This is a genomic window from Streptomyces sp. NPDC030838, assembly GCF_055572035.1.
The window spans coordinates 241,511-257,155 of record NZ_JBVIED010000012.1; the positions used below are offsets into that span (position 1 = coordinate 241,511).

Annotated in this window: 13 protein-coding genes; 9 read left to right on the forward strand and 4 right to left on the reverse strand. The window is 72.6% G+C overall.

All coding sequences use genetic code 11. The features are described from left to right. The first annotated feature begins 167 nt into the window (after nt 1–167). Genes ACZ42A_RS28015 through ACZ42A_RS28030 form a run of 4 tightly spaced genes read left to right on the forward strand, consistent with a single transcriptional unit; the run spans nt 168 to nt 4,769 of the window. The gene (locus ACZ42A_RS28015) at nt 168–1,283 is read left to right on the forward strand and encodes a UbiA family prenyltransferase (RefSeq protein WP_468530042.1); all 1,116 of its coding nucleotides are present in this window, start codon (nt 168–170) and stop codon (nt 1,281–1,283) included. Beyond that, on the forward strand, nt 1,280–2,644 hold the full coding sequence (locus tag ACZ42A_RS28020; RefSeq protein WP_468530043.1) for a cytochrome P450: 1,365 nt from the start codon (nt 1,280–1,282) through the stop codon (nt 2,642–2,644). The genes ACZ42A_RS28015 and ACZ42A_RS28020 overlap by 4 nt, the downstream gene beginning before the upstream one ends. Then, nucleotides 2,641–4,365, forward strand: a complete 1,725-nt coding sequence (locus tag ACZ42A_RS28025) for a DUF6875 domain-containing protein (RefSeq protein WP_468530044.1) — start codon at nt 2,641–2,643, stop codon at nt 4,363–4,365. Before ACZ42A_RS28020 ends, ACZ42A_RS28025 begins: the two co-directional genes overlap by 4 nt. After that, complete coding sequence (locus ACZ42A_RS28030; protein WP_468530045.1) at nt 4,362–4,769, forward strand: Mpo1-like protein; 408 nt, start codon at nt 4,362–4,364, stop codon at nt 4,767–4,769. The genes ACZ42A_RS28025 and ACZ42A_RS28030 overlap by 4 nt, the downstream gene beginning before the upstream one ends. Nucleotides 4,770–4,853: 84 nt before the next feature. Here the strand turns inward: ACZ42A_RS28030 and ACZ42A_RS28035 are convergent, their stop codons facing one another. Then, the gene (locus ACZ42A_RS28035) at nt 4,854–5,900 is read right to left on the reverse strand and encodes a 3-dehydroquinate synthase family protein (protein ID WP_468530046.1); all 1,047 of its coding nucleotides are present in this window, start codon (nt 5,898–5,900) and stop codon (nt 4,854–4,856) included. Between the two features lie 98 nt (nt 5,901–5,998). Then, complete coding sequence (locus ACZ42A_RS28040; RefSeq protein ID WP_468530047.1) at nt 5,999–6,820, reverse strand: lantibiotic dehydratase C-terminal domain-containing protein; 822 nt, start codon at nt 6,818–6,820, stop codon at nt 5,999–6,001. A gap of 240 nt (nt 6,821–7,060) precedes the next feature. Here ACZ42A_RS28040 and ACZ42A_RS28045 point away from each other — a divergent pair, with 240 nt between their 5' ends. From ACZ42A_RS28045 to ACZ42A_RS28055, 3 genes are all read left to right on the forward strand, one after another. After that, the gene (locus tag ACZ42A_RS28045; protein WP_468530048.1) at nt 7,061–7,978 is read left to right on the forward strand and encodes an ROK family protein; all 918 of its coding nucleotides are present in this window, start codon (nt 7,061–7,063) and stop codon (nt 7,976–7,978) included. 214 nt (nt 7,979–8,192) lie between these two features. Beyond that, nucleotides 8,193–9,731, forward strand: coding sequence for an FAD-binding oxidoreductase (locus ACZ42A_RS28050; protein WP_468530049.1), 1,539 nt, complete (start codon nt 8,193–8,195; stop codon nt 9,729–9,731). Between the two features lie 46 nt (nt 9,732–9,777). Continuing rightward, nucleotides 9,778–11,415 (forward strand): FAD-dependent oxidoreductase, encoded by a 1,638-nt coding sequence (locus ACZ42A_RS28055; RefSeq protein ID WP_468530050.1) that lies wholly within the window; start codon nt 9,778–9,780, stop codon nt 11,413–11,415. A 28-nt stretch (nt 11,416–11,443) separates the two neighbouring features. Here the strand turns inward: ACZ42A_RS28055 and ACZ42A_RS28060 are convergent, their stop codons facing one another. Next, nucleotides 11,444–11,887: a winged helix-turn-helix transcriptional regulator gene (locus tag ACZ42A_RS28060; protein WP_468530051.1), complete on the reverse strand. Its 444-nt coding sequence runs from the start codon at nt 11,885–11,887 to the stop codon at nt 11,444–11,446. A gap of 117 nt (nt 11,888–12,004) precedes the next feature. Here ACZ42A_RS28060 and ACZ42A_RS28065 point away from each other — a divergent pair, with 117 nt between their 5' ends. Both ACZ42A_RS28065 and ACZ42A_RS28070 read left to right on the forward strand, forming a co-directional pair. Continuing rightward, entirely contained in the window at nt 12,005–13,483 is a 1,479-nt protein-coding gene (locus tag ACZ42A_RS28065) for an MFS transporter (RefSeq protein WP_468530052.1), read from the forward strand. A gap of 255 nt (nt 13,484–13,738) precedes the next feature. Continuing rightward, on the forward strand, nt 13,739–14,848 hold the full coding sequence (locus ACZ42A_RS28070; protein WP_468530053.1) for a terpene synthase family protein: 1,110 nt from the start codon (nt 13,739–13,741) through the stop codon (nt 14,846–14,848). Here the strand turns inward: ACZ42A_RS28070 and ACZ42A_RS28075 are convergent. After that, nucleotides 14,806–15,576: an arylamine N-acetyltransferase family protein gene (locus ACZ42A_RS28075; RefSeq protein ID WP_468530054.1), complete on the reverse strand. Its 771-nt coding sequence runs from the start codon at nt 15,574–15,576 to the stop codon at nt 14,806–14,808. The genes ACZ42A_RS28070 and ACZ42A_RS28075 overlap by 43 nt on opposite strands. Nucleotides 15,577–15,645 lie beyond the last annotated feature (69 nt).

Consider the following 15,645-nt stretch of genomic DNA (forward strand, 5'->3'; position numbering starts at 1 on the left):
CATTCCAGCGGTCCTCTGGTGATGCTCGAGCCGTCGTCGAACCCCCGGGGTCAGCCTCCCGGTGCGCCCCGGGCGCCCGGCCGACGACCGCCGGGCGCCCACGCCCACCCCATGCCCCCGGTGCCCCGGCCCGCCGCACCCCCCTCGCACCGACGAAAGGGACTCGTGTGACGACGTACTCCACCGAACGACCGCTCGGCATGGCCGAGTTCACCGCGCTCACCCCCGACGAACGGGTCCGCGTCGCGCGGGGCAGCCGGGGCACCGCGGGAGCCGCCGAGACCGTGCGGATCCTGCTGATGCTGGGCCGCCCGCGCACCTGCGTCCCCGGCCTGCTGGCCTTCTCCCTCGGCTGGACCGTGGCCGGGCCCGGCTTCGACTGGCGGTATGTGCTCGGGCTCGTCCTCACCCTCGCCTACGGGCTGCTCGCCAACCTCTACAACGCCCACACCGACCTGGAGGAGGACAGCCGCAACCTGCCCGGCCGCGTCTGGCTGCTGCTGCGCGCCGGCGACCGCCGCGTCGTGGCCGCCGGACACCTGCTCAGCCTGTCGATCCTGGTCACCGCGCCCCTGTACGGCTGGGACTACATCACCGCGGCGGTGCTCTCCCTGATCGGCGCCCACCAGTACTCGTATCCGCCACTGCGCCTCAAGGCCCGCCCCGTCTCCGGGCTGTTCGCCTTCAGCCTCGCCGTCTTCCGGCCGTTCGTCCTCGGCTACTTCGCCGGACCGCACGGCGTGAAGGCGCCGGACGCGGAGGGCTGGGCGCTCATCGGCTTCCTGATCGTGTGGTTCGTCGCCAAGGGCATGGTCAAGAACCTCCCCGACCACGACGGCGACCGCGCTGCGGGCCTGCGCACCTCGGCCACCGTCTTCCCCGACCGCGCCGCCGCGGCCCGCGCCGCCACCACGATGACCCTCGTCGGCTATCTCAGCCTGCCGCTGCTGGTGCTCGGCGGCGCGCTGCCCCCGCTCACCCTGCTGGCCCTGCCCTGGGCGGTGCTGGCGTACGCGCAGTGCCGCGCCATGGCCAAGGCACCGGACGCGGCCACCGCCAACCAGGTCCTCAAACGGGACATGCTGCTGTCCACCGCGTTCCTGGCGACGCTCCTCGTGCTGACCGTCCCCGGCTGGGCGACCGCCATCGCCGTGGCCCTCGGCGCTGCCGTGCTGCTGGGCAGCGACCGCGTGGCCCTCGACTCACGCCGCTCCGAGGACGTACGGAACCGGCCGGCCGACGGACCGGCCCCGATAACCCCCAGGAAGGAGAGCGCGGCATGACCCGCAGCCGCATCCCCGGACCGCGCACCCCGGCCGCGTACGCCCGCGCCCTGCGGGAGTTCCAGCGGTCCCTGCCGCACGGGCTCACCCACCTGGCGCGGACCTACGGCGACGTGTGCGCCTTCGGCTTCGGACCCGCCCGTACGGTCTTCCTGTTCGGCCCGGCCGCCAACGCGCGGGTCCTCGGCGACCCCGGCACCTTCGTGTTCACCGGCGCCTACGACATGCTCCTCCCCATCGCGGGCGACACCGCCCTCGTGGTGACCGACGGGGCGCCGCACGACCGGGTCCGGCGGGCCGCCCGCCCCGCGTTCGGGCGCGCCGCCGTGGAACGCGCCACCCGGCTGATCGTCGACCAGGTCGACGCGACCGTGCGCGGCTGGACGCCGGGCCGCCGTATCGACGTCTACCAGGAGCTGCGCGAGGCCGTCCGGACCGCGATGATCCGCGCCTTCTGCGGCCCCGAACTGGCCCGCCGCAGCCCCGAACTGACCGCCCACCTGGACCGGATCCACGACCTGATGGACTACCCGCTGCCCCGCCAGCTGCTCGCCTGGCGGCTGCCCGGCCGCGCCCGGCGGCGCGCGCTGGACGGCGTCGCGGGCGTGGAGTCCCTGGTGTACGCGGAGATCGCGCGCCGCCGCCGGGAGACATCGGGAGAGAGCGCCCCGGACGGGGACGACCTGATCGGCGTGATGCTGCGCGCCCGCGCCGACGACGGCTCGGCGATGACCGACCAGGAGATCCGGGACATGGTCGTCAGCGCGCTGATCGCGGGCTACGACCCGGTCAGCTCCGGCGTCGGCTGGGCCGTCTACCACCTGGTGTCCGAGCCGGGCGTGTGGGAGACGGCCCGCGAGGAGACCGCCCGTGTCCTCGGCGACGCCCCCGCCGGCCCGGCGGACGCCCGCCGACTGCACTACCTGAACCGGGTCGTCCAGGAGTCGATGCGGCTGCACCCGCCGGTGACCATGAGCCCACGCCGGGCCCTGCGCCCCTTCACCCACGACGGCCACACCGTGCCCGCGGGCAGCCTGGTCGCCGTCTCGCAGTACATCACCCACCGGCTGCCGCAGCTCTGGCCGCAGCCGGACGCCTTCCGCCCCGAGCGCTGGGACCGCGAGCGGCCCGGACACCGGGCGCCCACCCCCTTCGAGTACTTCCCCTACGGATACGGCACCCGGCGCTGCATCGGCAGCGGCCTGGCCGCCCTCGTCGTGCCCACCGTGCTGTCCCGCCTGGTCCAGGCCACCTCGCTGGAACTCCTCACCACCGACCCGCAGCCCGCCGGCATCCCCGCCCTGTTCCCCAGGGACGGCCTGATGGCGCGCGTCACCCGCACCCCGGCGGTGCACTCGTGACCGCCGCGGTGGGGCCGGAGACGGGGGCGTTACCCGCCGTCCCGCTGCCCGACGCCGACCAGACCCGCGAGGCGCTGCGGATGCGGCGCATGATCTACGGCCAGCTGCGCTCCCGCGCGGTGTGCGCGATGGCCGAGCTGGGCCTCGCCGACCTGCTGGCCGCGGAAGGCCCGCTGGACGCCGGAGCCGTAGCCGAACGCACGGGCGCGAACCCGGAGTTGCTGCCCCGGCTGCTGCGCGCCCTGGCCTCCTTCGGGGTGCTGGAGACAGCGGAGGACACCACAGGACGGGAGCTGTATGCGCTGACCCCCCTCGGCGCGACCCTCCGCTCCGACGCGCCCGGCTCCGCGCTGCCCACCGCGCTGCTCGCGCTGTCGGCCACCGGCCCCGCCTGGCAGCGGCTGCCCCAGGTGGTGCGGGAGGGCCGTCCGGCCTACGCCGCAGCACACGGACGTGACTTCTTCGCCCACCTCGACGAGGACCCCTGGCTGCGCGCCGTCTTCGACCGCTCCCAGGAGACCGGCCTCGCCCTCGAACTGCGCGGCGTGCTCGACGCCCTGGACCTCACCGGCGCCCGTCTCGTGGTGGACGTGGGCGGCGGCGACGGCGCTCTGCTCGCCGGGCTGCTGGCCGCCCGGCCCCGGCTGCGCGGCGTCCTGGTGGACCGGCCGGCCGCGCTGCCCGCCGCCCGCGCCCGGTTCGCCGCGGCGGGACTGGACGAGCGCTGCACGACGGTCGAGGGGGACTTCTTCGGCACGCTCCCGCCCGACGGCGACCTCTACGTGCTGCGGCACATCCTGCACGACTGGGACGACGACTCCTGCGTACGCCTGCTGCGCTCCTGCCGCGCGGCGATGGCGCCCGGCGCCCGGCTGGCCCTGGTCGACCACCTGGCCGAGCCCGCCGACGACCCGGAACGCGCCGAGTGGGGCGCGCTCATGGACCTGTACATGATGACGCTGTTCGGCGGGGGCCGGGAGCGCGGCCGGGCGGAGACCGAGGCCCTGCTGCGGACCGCCGGTTTCACGGTCACCGCCGTGACCCGGCTGCCGGGCGGCTCGGCGGTCGTGGAGGCCCGCCCGCACGGGGTGGCGTCCGTCGCGGAGTCGGGCCGGGCCCTGGACGCCGTACTCCACTGGATGACCGGCTATCTCGCGCAGCCGCACCCCGAGCTGGGCCGCCCCGGCGCGGTGTGCCCCTTCGTGGAGCCCGCGCTGCGGGCCGGCACGGTGCGGACCCGGGTGGTCTCCGGCATCGGGCCCGGACCCGCGCGCGAGGAACTGCTCGCCCTGGTCGGCGACCTCGCCGACGACCTGGAGACCGGCGACTGGGCGCACTCCAACCGGACGCTGCACACGGTCGTGGCGGCCCTGCCCGACCTGCCGCGCCCGCTGTGGCCGCTGCTGGACGAGGTGCAGGCCGAGGTGAAGCCCGAGCTGGCCCGCCGGGGCCTGATGCTGGGCCAGTTCCACCCCGACTGCCCGGAGCCGGCCGCCCGCAACCCGCGCTTTCCGGTCTCGCGCTCCCCGCTGCCGCTGCTGGCGATCCGCCGGATGGCCCTGCACGACGTGCTCTTCCTGCACCGGGACCCCGCGCTCTTCGCGGAGTACCGGCGCCGCTTCGGCGACCGCTACGCACGCGGCACCGCCGTCGATCCGCTGTTCCGAAAGGTGTACGAGGAGGCCGTGCAGGCCATGTCCGAGGGGAGTGCGGCAAGGTGAGGGACTTCGACGAGCGTTTCGAGGCGTACATGCTGGGCCACACCAGCGAGGCCAGCCGCTGGATGCATGTCGCCGGGATGGCGGCGGCGCTCGGCGCCGCGGCGGTCGCCGCCCGGCGGCGCCGCGCCCGTGACCTGTGGGCCGTACCGGGGCTGTTCTTCTCGTTCGCCTGGACGGGCCACCTGGTCTTCGAGCGCAACCTGCCGGTCGGGGTGACCGATCCGGTGGCCGCGTTCTCCGGGGACCTGAAGATGATCTGGATGATGGCGACCGGCCGGAACGCGGAGCTGAAGGAGCTGGTGGCCCGGCTGACGGCCGCGCAGGAGAACTCCGGCGCGCCGGCGAAGGCCACCGTCGCCGCCGTACCCGACCCCGAGCCGGCGGTCCGCAAGGCGTCCGCCTGAAGGCTTCCGGCGACCAAGGACCGCCCCCGTCGTGCCGACGACCGGGGGCGGCCCTGTGCCGTGTCCTGTCCTGTTGTCCCGTCCTCACTCCTCCCTGGGCATCCCCGCCAGCACGTCCAGGATCACCGACTCCGGTATCCCGCTGACGAGTTCGGGCCCCTCGGGGCCGGACAGCACGAAGGCGAGTCCGGTCATCGCCTTCTTGTCCAGCCGCATCAGCTCCAGCAGTTCGGCCTCCGTCGGACCGGCCGGCAACCGGTACGGAAGCCCGTACGACCGCACCACCTCCAGATGTTCGGCGACCTTCGCCTCGTCGATCCGCCCCAGCGCCCCGGCCAGCCGGCCGGCGAACACCGTGCCGATCGCCACCGCCTCGCCGTGCCGCAGCGCGAAGTCGGTGGCCCGCTCCAGCGCGTGCCCCAGCGTGTGCCCGTAGTTGAGGATGTGCCGGATCGAGTCGTCCCGCTCGTCCGCGGCGACGATCTTCGCCTTGCATGCCACGCTCGCCGCGATCTGCTCGACGAGCGGGCGCCCGCGCAGATCACCGGTGCCGATGAAGTGCGCGCGGGCGATCTCCCCGTAGCCGTTGCGCCACTCGCGCTCGGGCAGGGTGTCCAGGAAGTCGGTGTCGCAGAGCACCGCCGTCGGCTGCCAGTACTGCCCGACGAGGTTCTTGCCCTGCGGCAGGTTCACCGCGGTCTTGCCGCCGACGCTGGCGTCCACCTGGGCCAGCAGCGTCGTCGGCAGGTGGATCACCGGCAGCCCGCGGTGGTACAGCGACGCGGCGAGACCCACCGAGTCGGTGGTCGTGCCGCCGCCGACGGACACCACCGCGTCCGCGCGGGTCAGCCCGTACTCGGCGAAGGCCCGGCACATCCGGTCCACGGTGGCGAGCCGTTTGTCCTCCTCGCCGTCCCGCGCCTCGAGGTGCAGCGCGGGCACACCGGGGTCCGGCAGCATGTCGCGCGGCCGGGCGGAGACCACGGCCACCTTCCGGGCGCCGAGTCCGGCGACGACCCCGGCCAGCAGGTGGCGTACGCCCGGACCGATGTGCACGGGGTAGGAGCGCTCGCCCAGTGCCACGTCGATCCGGCGTGCGGAGCGGGTGTCCGCGGTCGTGACAACAGTCATCTAGGAGTCCTTTCGGTCGTGGGGGAGGGGATGGAGGGGGTGTGGACGAAGGGGGTGTGCAGAAACGGTTCTCCGGAGGCTCCGGAGGCTTTGGAGGTTCATGCCGACTGCAGCGCCGTCGCCCCGGCCAGCGTCGCCGGGACCGGCGTGCCCGCCGCGAGCGCGGTGCGCACCGCCCGGGCCGCGCGGGCGCCGGTGCGGGAGGCGATGCCCAGCCGGTCGTGGGTGAGCAGGACGTGGTCGTAGAGGAGGAAGTTGACCGGGACCCCGTCCTCCCGGCCCGCGGCGATCAGGTCGCGGACCTCGGTGACGTAGGCGTCCCACAGCCCCTCGCCGCCCGGCAGCAGCCCGCACACCGGGGCCAGCGCCCAGGCGTCCGCCTGACCCGCCAGCTCCACCCGGTCCGCCGGGTCCAGCAGGTCGGTGCCGAACTGCCAGAAGTGGAAGAGGAACGCCGCCCGCTCGCCCGGCGCGGTCAGCGCGCTCAGCCGCCACAGATGCGCGGCGGCCAGCCACTGCCGCCGCTCCTCGTCGAGGCGGCCGCCGCGCAGCAGCTCCAGCGCGAAGGTGCTGGACACCGTGGCCAGCCGGTCGGCGAGGCGCAGCGTCCGGGGCGTGCGGTACTTGGCCGTCTCCGGGATGTGCGCGCCCGTGATCATCGGCCAGTTGTGCTCGGAGGTCTGCGCGCGCAGCCGGCGCTCCAGCTCCTTCAGGACCGGCTCGGTCGAGTGGAACCACAACCCGAGGTCGGGCCCGGCGACCGGGCCGGGGCGGCGGAACTGCCACAGCGCGTCCGGGTCCTCGGCGCGCAGATGGCCGACCAGATCGGCGGTCATCGTGGCGAGCACGCGGGCGGTGTGCTCCTCCGGACGGCTGCGCATCGGGTTGGGCAGCCGGACGAAGAGCCATTGACGGTTCATCGCGGAAACACCTCGCGTGAGTCGGGTGGAAAAGGGTGGATTCCGGCTGAGATTAAGGTGCGCGAGGGGCCCTAACCCGGCGACGGGCCAAGCCGGTTCGCCCGCGCGGAAAGATAGGGATGAGTTAGGGGGAGGGCAGGGCGGTGGTACCCCGAGAGCACGGGTGCGCGGGTCCCGTGCTGGAGGGGCGGTGGACGCGGGGTTACCGGCGGGTGGGTCGCGATCCGGACACTCGCCGCCATGAGTGGCATCACGGGTTTTCTCGGCATCGACGTCGGCGGCACCAAGGTCGCCGTCCGGGTGGAGGGCGCGGGCGCCGACCCGTACCGGACCACCTTCCGCTGGTCCGCCGACGGCGGCGTGGACGACGACATGGCGGCCCTCGCCCGCACCCTCGCCGAGGTACGGCGCCACTGGCCCGGCCCCTTGCGCGCGGCGGGCGTGGCCATGCCGGCCACGCTGGACGCCGCGGGCCGGGTCACGACCTGGCCCAACCGGCCCTCCTGGGCGGGCCTCGACCTCGCCGCCGAACTCCGCGCGATGCTGCCCGGCACGGCCGTGGCCTGCGCCGACGACGGCGATCTCGCCGCGCTCGCGGAGGCCCGGGCCGCGGGCCACGACGACCTGCTCTACCTCGGCATCGGCACCGGTGTGGGGGGCGGCGCGGTGATCGGCGGGGAGCTGTTCCCCGGGGCCGGGCGCGGGTCGTTCGAGATCGGGCACCTGGTCGTCGACCGCTGCGGCAGACGCTGTGACTGCGGGCGGATCGGCTGTGTCCAGTCCCGTGCCTCCGGCCCGGCGATCCTGCGCCGCGCAGCCGAGCTGCGGGACGCGCCGGTCGACCCCGGCGAGCTGGGCGACGCCTGGCGGCGCCGGGAGTCCTGGGCGGTGATCGCCCTCGACGAGGCCTGCGCGGTCCTCGCCACGGCGGTCGTCGGCACCGCCGAACTCCTGCACCCCGCCGCGGTCGTGATCGGCGGCGGCTTCGCCGACGCGTTCCCCGACGTCACAGCGCTGGTCGAACGCCACGCACGTGCCCTGGCCCGCCCCGGCAGCCCGGCCCCGCCCCACCATCCCGCCCGCCTCGGCGGCCTCTCCTCCCTGCACGGCGCCCTGCACCTGGCCCGGACACTGCCGACGCCCGCCCCGGTCGGCTGATGGCCCATCAACTTTTCTTCACGTCATGGGATTTCGGAGCTGTGACCTGCGGATTCCCGCGCTTCCGGCCGCCCCGGACGGCCAGTGGGCGACGGATTCCCGGCCAGTGGACCGACGCCCGGATAGTGGTCACTGCTCAGGCCATGGATGCGACTGCCCACCTGGCCCGCCTTCCGAAATCCCTTGCGTCCCACCGAATTTCCTTAGGAGTGCCGTGCACACCAGACGAACGATTCTCCGGGCCGGAGCAGGAGCAGGACTGGCGCTCACGGCATCCGCCGCCGTCGCCGGCGGCGTGACCCTGGCGCAGGCCTCCGCCGCGAGCGCCGCGGACTTCAGCGGCCTCGCCCCCCAGCTTCAGGGCGACCTCGTCCTCCCCGGAGACAGCGGCTACGCCCTCGCCAAGCAGAACCAGTTCGCGGAGTTCGACGCGGTCAACCCGACGGCCGTCGCCTACTGCGAGACCCCCGCCGACGTGCAGGCGTGCGTCAACTTCGCCCGGAACAACGGCATATCCGTGCGCACCCGCAGCGGCGGCCACAACTACCGCGGCTGGTCCACCGGCGAGGGCCTGGTCGTCGACGTCTCCCGGATCCGCCACGCCACCGTCGGCAGCACCACCGTCCGCGTCGGCCCGGGTCTGCAGTCCATCGACGCCCTGCACGCCCTGGCCCCGCACGGCAAGCAGGTCATCGCCGGCACCTGTCCGACCGTCTGCCCCGGCGGCTTCCTCTCCGGCGGCGGCATCGGCTACCAGACCCGCAAGTTCGGCATGGGCAGCGACCGGCTCCGCTCGGTCCAGCTGGTCCTCGCCGACGGCCGTCTGGTGCGCGCCTCGGCCAGCCAGTACTCCGACCTGTTCTGGGGTCTGCGCGGCGGTGGCGGCGGCAACTTCGGCATCGTCACCGAGTTCGAAGTAGCCCCGATCGCCGCGCCGACCATGGTGTTCTTCAACACCACCTGGTCGTGGGACAAGGCGGAGGAGGTGTTCGCCGCCTGGCAGACCTGGCAGCTGACCAGCTCCGTGAACCTCGGCTCCGCGCTGATCTTCATGCTGCCCGACGCCGCCCCGGGCGCCGTCCCGGAGATCATCGTCACCGGCGGCTACCACGGCCCGGAGTCCGAGGCCATCGCCGCCCTGGACCAGCTGACCGCCCTGGTCGGCGCCCAGCCCACCAGCCGCTTCCACAGCGACCTGCCGTACCACCAGGCGATGAAGACCGCCTACGGCTGCGGCGACCTCACCCAGGACCAGTGCCACCGCGAGGGCACCGGCCCGGACGCCCTGCTGCACCGCACCGGCTGGCTGCGCGAGGCGTACCGGTTCTTCGACCGGCCGTTCTCCGCGAGCGACCTGAACCGGATCATCACCGCCTGGGACGGCGACCGGGTGGCCGGCCAGCGCCGCTTCCTGCACTGCATGGCGGTCGGCGGCAACGCCAACCGGATCTCGCCCACGGCGACCGCCTTCCCGCACCGCACGGCCAACTTCATCGTCGGCTTCACCACCCAGCTCGACCAGCCGACCGCGCCGGACGCGGAGGCCGCGGCCGAGGCCTTCGTACAGAAGGGATCCGACCTGCTGGACCCGCTGGGCATCGGCGCCTACGTCAACTTCCCCGGCTCGAACCTGCCGGACTGGGCCACCCAGTACTACGGCGACAACTACCTGCGACTGAAGGACGTCAAGCGCCGCTACGACCCGGCCAACTTCTTCCGGCACCCGCGCAGCATCGGCAGCACCGCGCAGTGAACCACCCAGTGACGTACCGACCCGACGGAACCGAGGGGAACCCATCATGAGCAAGTCGACCGGGCGCGGCACCGCGGTGGTGATCGGCGCCGGCATCGCGGGCCTGTCCGCGGCCAAGGCCCTGTCCGACGCGTTCGAGCAGGTCGTGGTCGTCGACCGCGACGAGCTGCCGCAGTCGGGCGAGCCGCGGCGCGGTGTGCCGCAGGGCCAGCACTCGCACGTGCTGCTCGTCGCCGGCCAGCGGGCGCTTGGGGAGCTGTTCCCCGGCCTGATGGACGAGCTGACCGAGCGCGGCGCGGTGATCTTCGACTCGGGTGAGGACCTGCACCTGTACCGGCTGGGCGCGTCCTGGAACCCGGTGCACAGCGGGCAGCCCTTCGTGTCGATGACCCGTCCGCTGCTGGAGTACACGCTCCGTCAGCGGGTCGAGGCCCTGCCCAATGTGACGATCCGTGCGAAGACCTCGGTCTCCGGGCTGGCCGACACCGACGGCCGGGTCACCGGAGTCCTGCTGGACGGCGACGAACTGCTGGCCGCCGACCTGGTCGTGGACTCCACGGGCCGCGGCAGCCGCTCCGACCGCTGGCTGTCGGCGCTCGGCTTCCCCACCCCCGAGGTGGAGGAGGTCAAGGTCAACGTCGGTTACGTCAGCCGGCTCTACCGGGCCAAGCCTGGCGACCTGCCCGTGCAGGCGGCGTTCGTGCAGCCCACCCCGCCGGCCGAGAAGCGCATCGGCGCCGCCCTGCTGGTCGAGGGCGACCGCTGGCTGGTGTCGGTCGGCGGCTGGCACCGGGACTATCCCAGCGCCGACGAGGAGGGCTTCCGGCAGCACGCGGAGAGCCTGCCGGACCCGATCATCGCCAAGCTGATCGCCCAGGCGGAGCCGCTCACCGAGCCGGTCGCCTTCCAGTACCCGGCGAACCGCCGCCGCCACTTCGAGCAGCTGGAGACGGTCCCGAGCGGCTACCTCGCGCTCGGCGACTCGATCTGCAGCTTCAACCCCCTCTACGGGCAGGGCATGACCTGCGCCGCCCAGGAGGCACTGGCCCTCGGCAAGCTGCTCGGCGAGCACGAGGGCGTCACGGCCGAGCTGTCCAAGGCGTTCTACCAGGCCGCCGCCGGAGTGCTGTTCGTGCCGTGGCAGGCCGCCATCGGCGGGGACTTCGACTACCCGGAGACGGCCGGCCAACGGCCCTCCGCCGCCGAGCTGTTCGGCCGCTACTCCACCCAGGTGCAGCTGGCCGCGCAGGTCTCCGGCGAGGTCCGCAAACTGGTCCTCGCGGTGCAGCACCTGCTGGAGCCGCCGATGGCTCTGTGGGCGCCGTCGGTGATCGCCGAGGCGGTCCGCGCCGCCCGGCACGCCCCCGAGGGCGCCGAGCCCGAGTTCGGGTACGGCGGCCACGGACGCCCGCTGTGGACGACGTACGACCGGGACGCCGAGACGGTCCGCGCCGCGCTGCGCGAGGCGGGCTGCCGCGAGTTCAGCGACCGGCAGACCGGCTTCGCCGTCGAGGGCGGCGAGCCGATCCTGGTCGCCTGCCTGGACGGCGACCTCATCGCGGCCGGGGAGCTGGACCGCTACGCCGAGGCCATCGGCAAGGCCGGCTTCACCGCCACCCCGGACGCCGACGACCCGACCCTGCTCCGCGTGGTGCCCTCCGAGGCTCCGGGCGATGCGGGCTGACAGCCGCCGGACGCGGGCGGCCTCCGGCTCACGCCGGACCGCCCGCCGGCTCTCCCTGATCCTGCTCCGCCAGCTGCGCCGCGTCGTAGGCGGCACGGGAGGCGCTGATCGCGCTGCGGTTGCGCTCCGCCCAGTCCATCAACGTGAGGAAGGCGTCGTGCAGTTCGCGGGCGCTGTCGGTCACGCTGTAGACGACCTTCGCCGGCACGGTGGGGTAGACGGTGCGCACCAGCAGACCGTCGCGTTCCAGGCTGCGCAGCGTCAGGGTGAGCATCCGGCGGCTGATGCCCGGGATGGAGCGTTCGAGCTCGGTGAAGCGGACCGGCTTCTCGGCCGCCGCGAGGATGATCTGGATGCTCCACTTGCCGCTGATGCGGTCCAGCACCTCGCGCACGGCACACGGTTCCCCGACATCTTCGAACTCCACGTCCGGGCTGACCTCGACGGTTACACCGCTGTTCCGTTGGGACATGAAAGTGCCTCCTTCCCTGGTCAGCCATCGTTACAGATGATGAGTCCAGTAACAAGCCGTAACCCGGGCTCACGAACAGGGACCTAGATAAACCCCCCTCAGAAAGGAAAACGGCATATGTCTGCCGAAGCTCTCGCCCGGCCCGGAGGACGGCCCGGGCCGAAGATGGCACTGCTGGCCTTCTGCATGCTCATCTTCTCCATCGACTACAACATCGTGTACGTGGCGCTGCCCGAGATCGGCCGTGAGGTCGGCTTCTCCGCGCAGTCCCTCCAGTGGGTCGTCAGCGCCTACTCCGTCGGCCTCGGCGGCGCCCTGCTGCTCGGCGGCCGCGCGGTCGACCGGCTCGGCGCCCGCCGGATGCTGGTCCTCGCCCTCGCCCTGTACGCGATCGCCTCGATCGCCGGCGGTCTCGCCACCGACCCGGGCCTGCTCGTCGCCGCGCGCGTCGTCCAGGGCCTCGGCGGCGCCCTGCTCTTCCCGGCCACCCTCTCGCTGATCAACACCAGCTTCGAGGAGGGCCCGGTCCGCAACAAGGCGTACGCGGTCTGGGGCACGGCCGGCGCGTCCGGTGCCATCATCGGCTCCCTGGTCGGCGGTCTGCTCACCAACTACCTGGGCTGGGCCTGGGTGTTCTACGTCAACGTGCCGCTGTGCGTGCTCGCCATCATCGGCTGCTACGCCTGGCTCGCGACCGACGTCACCGCCGGTGACTCCCGCAAGTTCGACATCCCCGGCGCGCTGCTCGCCACCGCCGCCTCCACCCTGCTGGTCTTCGGCCTGATCAACGGCCCGGAGGCGGGCTGGGGTTCCACCCAGACGCTGACCACGATCGCGGTCGGCCTGGTCCTGGGCGTCGCGTTCTTCGCCCTGGAGGCCAAGACCAACGACCCGCTGGCCCCGCCGCGCCTGTTCGGCTACCGCGGCCTGCTCACCGCGATCCTGATCATCTTCGTCTTCCAGGGCGCCATCAACACCCTGCACTACCTGTTCTTCATCCAGCTCCAGGACGTCCTCGGCTACAGCCCGCTGGAGGCCGGCCTCGCCTTCCTGCCGATGAGCGCGGTCGCCATGCTCGGATCCAGCAAGCTGCTGCCGGCCGTCGTCAAGCGCTGGGGCGTCCGCGGGGCGCTGTTCTCCGGCCTGATCGGTGTCGGTGCCGCGATGATCGTCCTGTCGGCGACCATGTCCACCAACGCCAGCTTCTGGCCGCTGCTCCCCGGCGTCCTGCTGTGGGGTCTGTTCGCCGGCATGATCTACCCGGCGATGTTCATGGCCGCCGGTTCCGACGCCGCGCCGGACGAGCAGGGTGTCGCCTCCGGCCTCACCCAGACGTCCGCCCAGATCGGCGGCGCGGTCGGCATGGCCCTGCTCATCGCCGTCGCCAACGCCGGCCTGGACCTGAGCGAGGGCGCCTCCAACCCGATCGGCGACGTGGTCGACGGCCTCCAGCTGTCCGCCCTGGTCGGCGGTATCGCCGCCATCGCCGGCGCGTTCCTGGCCTTCCGCATCAAGTCCCAGAAGGCGGCGGAGCAGGAGGCGGCCACGGACGCCGTCACCGAGGCCCCCGAGCGCGAGACCGCGCACTCCGCGTAACACCCCGTCCATCCCCTCCCCCCGAACGGCCCGCCACCGACGCCTCCCCCGTCGTCGGTGGCGGGCCCCATTTTTTTGGCGACTCGTCTTTTCGCCACCCGTCTTTTCGCGACTCGGCGGTTCTGTCTCCGTGGTGATCCAGCACGCTTTGGCTAGCGTTCAGTACCCGACGTCTGGTGCTCGAACAATCCCGGAGCAACGATGAGTTCGTCCGACAGCATGCTTGTCTCGCTGGCGCCCGGAACGCGCTACGAAATGCCCCGCATTCCCCTGCGGTTGCCTCTCCTCGCCCACCCGGATCACCTCCGCATCGAGAAGAAGTGCTACGCGTGGGCCCGCCCGCATCTCGTCGACTACTTCGCCGACGAGGATCTCACCGACCGCTATATCCGGCAGCGCATGACGTACTGGGCCTGCCTCTGCTATCCGCACATGCTCGACGACCGGTGCGTCACCCTGCCGAACATCATGATTCCGGCCGGCATCTGCGACGATTCCTTCTCCCGCCCCGGCATCCAGGAAAGCCTCCACCGGGCCGAGGAGCTGCGGCGACGCTGGCTCGCCGTGTTCGACGGCGAGCCGGCCGGCCCCGACTTCCCGGCCGGCCGGATGCTGGGCGACGCACTGGCTCCGGCGTGGCCGCAGATGGCCCCGGACCTGGCGGCGCGCTACCGCCAGGCGTACCGGGACATCGTCGCGTCCGCCGTCACCGAGGCCGGCGCCCGCCTTCACGACGAGGTCCTGCCGTTCGACGACTACATGGAACTCCGGCTCGTCAACCTCTTCGGCTACTGGTCCACCTGCCAGACCGAATACGCCCTCGGCTGCGACCTCACCGACGAACTCGACTCCGACAAAGCGCTGGGGAAGGCCCGGGACCTGGCCATCAATCACATGACACTGGTCAACGACCTCTATTCGTTCCCCAAGGAATACGAAGCAGGGGAAGCCCTGAACGCCATGTGGATCCTCATGCGGAGCGAGTCACTGTCGCTGCAGCAGGCGGTCGACCGGCTCGTCGAACTGATCGGAGAGACCGAGGATGAGTTCTCCCGCACCTGTGCCGAAATCATGCGGCGCGACACGCCGGTCCATTCCGCGGTGCCCGGTTATCTCAGGGAACTCGGACACCTCATCAGCGGCAATCTGAACTACCACGGTCTGACCACCCGCTACCACGGTGACGCCGCGTCCGACGGCGCCGGCCGGCAGTCCGGCACCTTCACCATTCAGCGCCTGGGCACCGTCCACACACCACTGACGATGCCCCACCCGGCTCGGCCGGATGGGGCATCGTCCATGGGGGAGGAGCGGGGGACGGCTCAGGACGCGGGCTCCAGGATGGTCCGGACGGCCTCCTCGTAGTCCGCCGGCTTCACCAGGACGCGGATCTCCTGCTTGCCGTCGACCACCTTGATCATGCGCTTGCCGATCAGCGTGAGCTGGCCGTTCTCCAGGGCGCGGCCCTTAATGAGGGTGACCGCGGAGTTCAGCTCGCGGGCGTACTCGCGCAGGCTCGGCTCGCCGCGCCACTCGGACAGGTCCCGGGTCACGTCGTGGAAGCGGTAGATGACCTCCCACGCGCCCTCGGCGGGGCGGCGGTTGAGGACCCACCAGTCGCCGTCCCGGTCGAGGCGGTACGCGCAGCCGTACTGTTCCTGCACGCCCTCCGCCAGCCGCAGCGGCTCGATGAACGACGGCCCGGCGAACCCGACGTCCACCAGCCAGCGCTCCTCGCCGAACCGCACCGCGTGGAACATGTGTTCCAGCTCGGGGCCGAATTCGCCGTTCGCCATCCGCACCCCGGCCGACATGATGGAGACATCGAAGCCCAGTCGGCCGAGCAGCGTGCGGAACAGGCCGCTGATCTCGTGGCAGACCCCGCCGCGGCCGCCGGTGATGACCGCGTCGAAGGTCGCGTCGACGTCGATGTCGACGTACTCCCAGATGTCCAGGCCGCGTCCCGCGTTCAGCGCGTTGTCGAACGGCACCCGCATCAGGTGCAGCTTGTGCAGGGTGCGCAGCAGCTCCGGAGTGGGTTCCAGCGGACCGTCGTAGCCCAGTTTCTTCAGATAGGCGTCTGCGTCGAACATGGTGGGCCTCCTTGGTTGGCCTTGTCATCGGTGGTGGTGGAGGTGGAGGTGGTGGAGTGAGAGAGGTGC

Coding starts and splice junctions, on each gene's coding strand:
- ACZ42A_RS28020 (WP_468530043.1), top strand. CDS start 1,280: ATGACCCGCAGCCGCATCCCCGGACCGCGCACCCCGGCCGCGTACGCC.
- ACZ42A_RS28035 (WP_468530046.1), bottom strand. CDS start 5,900: ATGACTGTTGTCACGACCGCGGACACCCGCTCCGCACGCCGGATCGAC.
- ACZ42A_RS28040 (WP_468530047.1), bottom strand. CDS start 6,820: ATGAACCGTCAATGGCTCTTCGTCCGGCTGCCCAACCCGATGCGCAGC.
- ACZ42A_RS28045 (WP_468530048.1), top strand. CDS start 7,061: ATGAGTGGCATCACGGGTTTTCTCGGCATCGACGTCGGCGGCACCAAG.
- ACZ42A_RS28055 (WP_468530050.1), top strand. CDS start 9,778: ATGAGCAAGTCGACCGGGCGCGGCACCGCGGTGGTGATCGGCGCCGGC.
- ACZ42A_RS28060 (WP_468530051.1), bottom strand. CDS start 11,887: ATGTCCCAACGGAACAGCGGTGTAACCGTCGAGGTCAGCCCGGACGTG.
- ACZ42A_RS28065 (WP_468530052.1), top strand. CDS start 12,005: ATGTCTGCCGAAGCTCTCGCCCGGCCCGGAGGACGGCCCGGGCCGAAG.
- ACZ42A_RS28070 (WP_468530053.1), top strand. CDS start 13,739: ATGCCCCGCATTCCCCTGCGGTTGCCTCTCCTCGCCCACCCGGATCAC.
- ACZ42A_RS28075 (WP_468530054.1), bottom strand. CDS start 15,576: ATGTTCGACGCAGACGCCTATCTGAAGAAACTGGGCTACGACGGTCCG.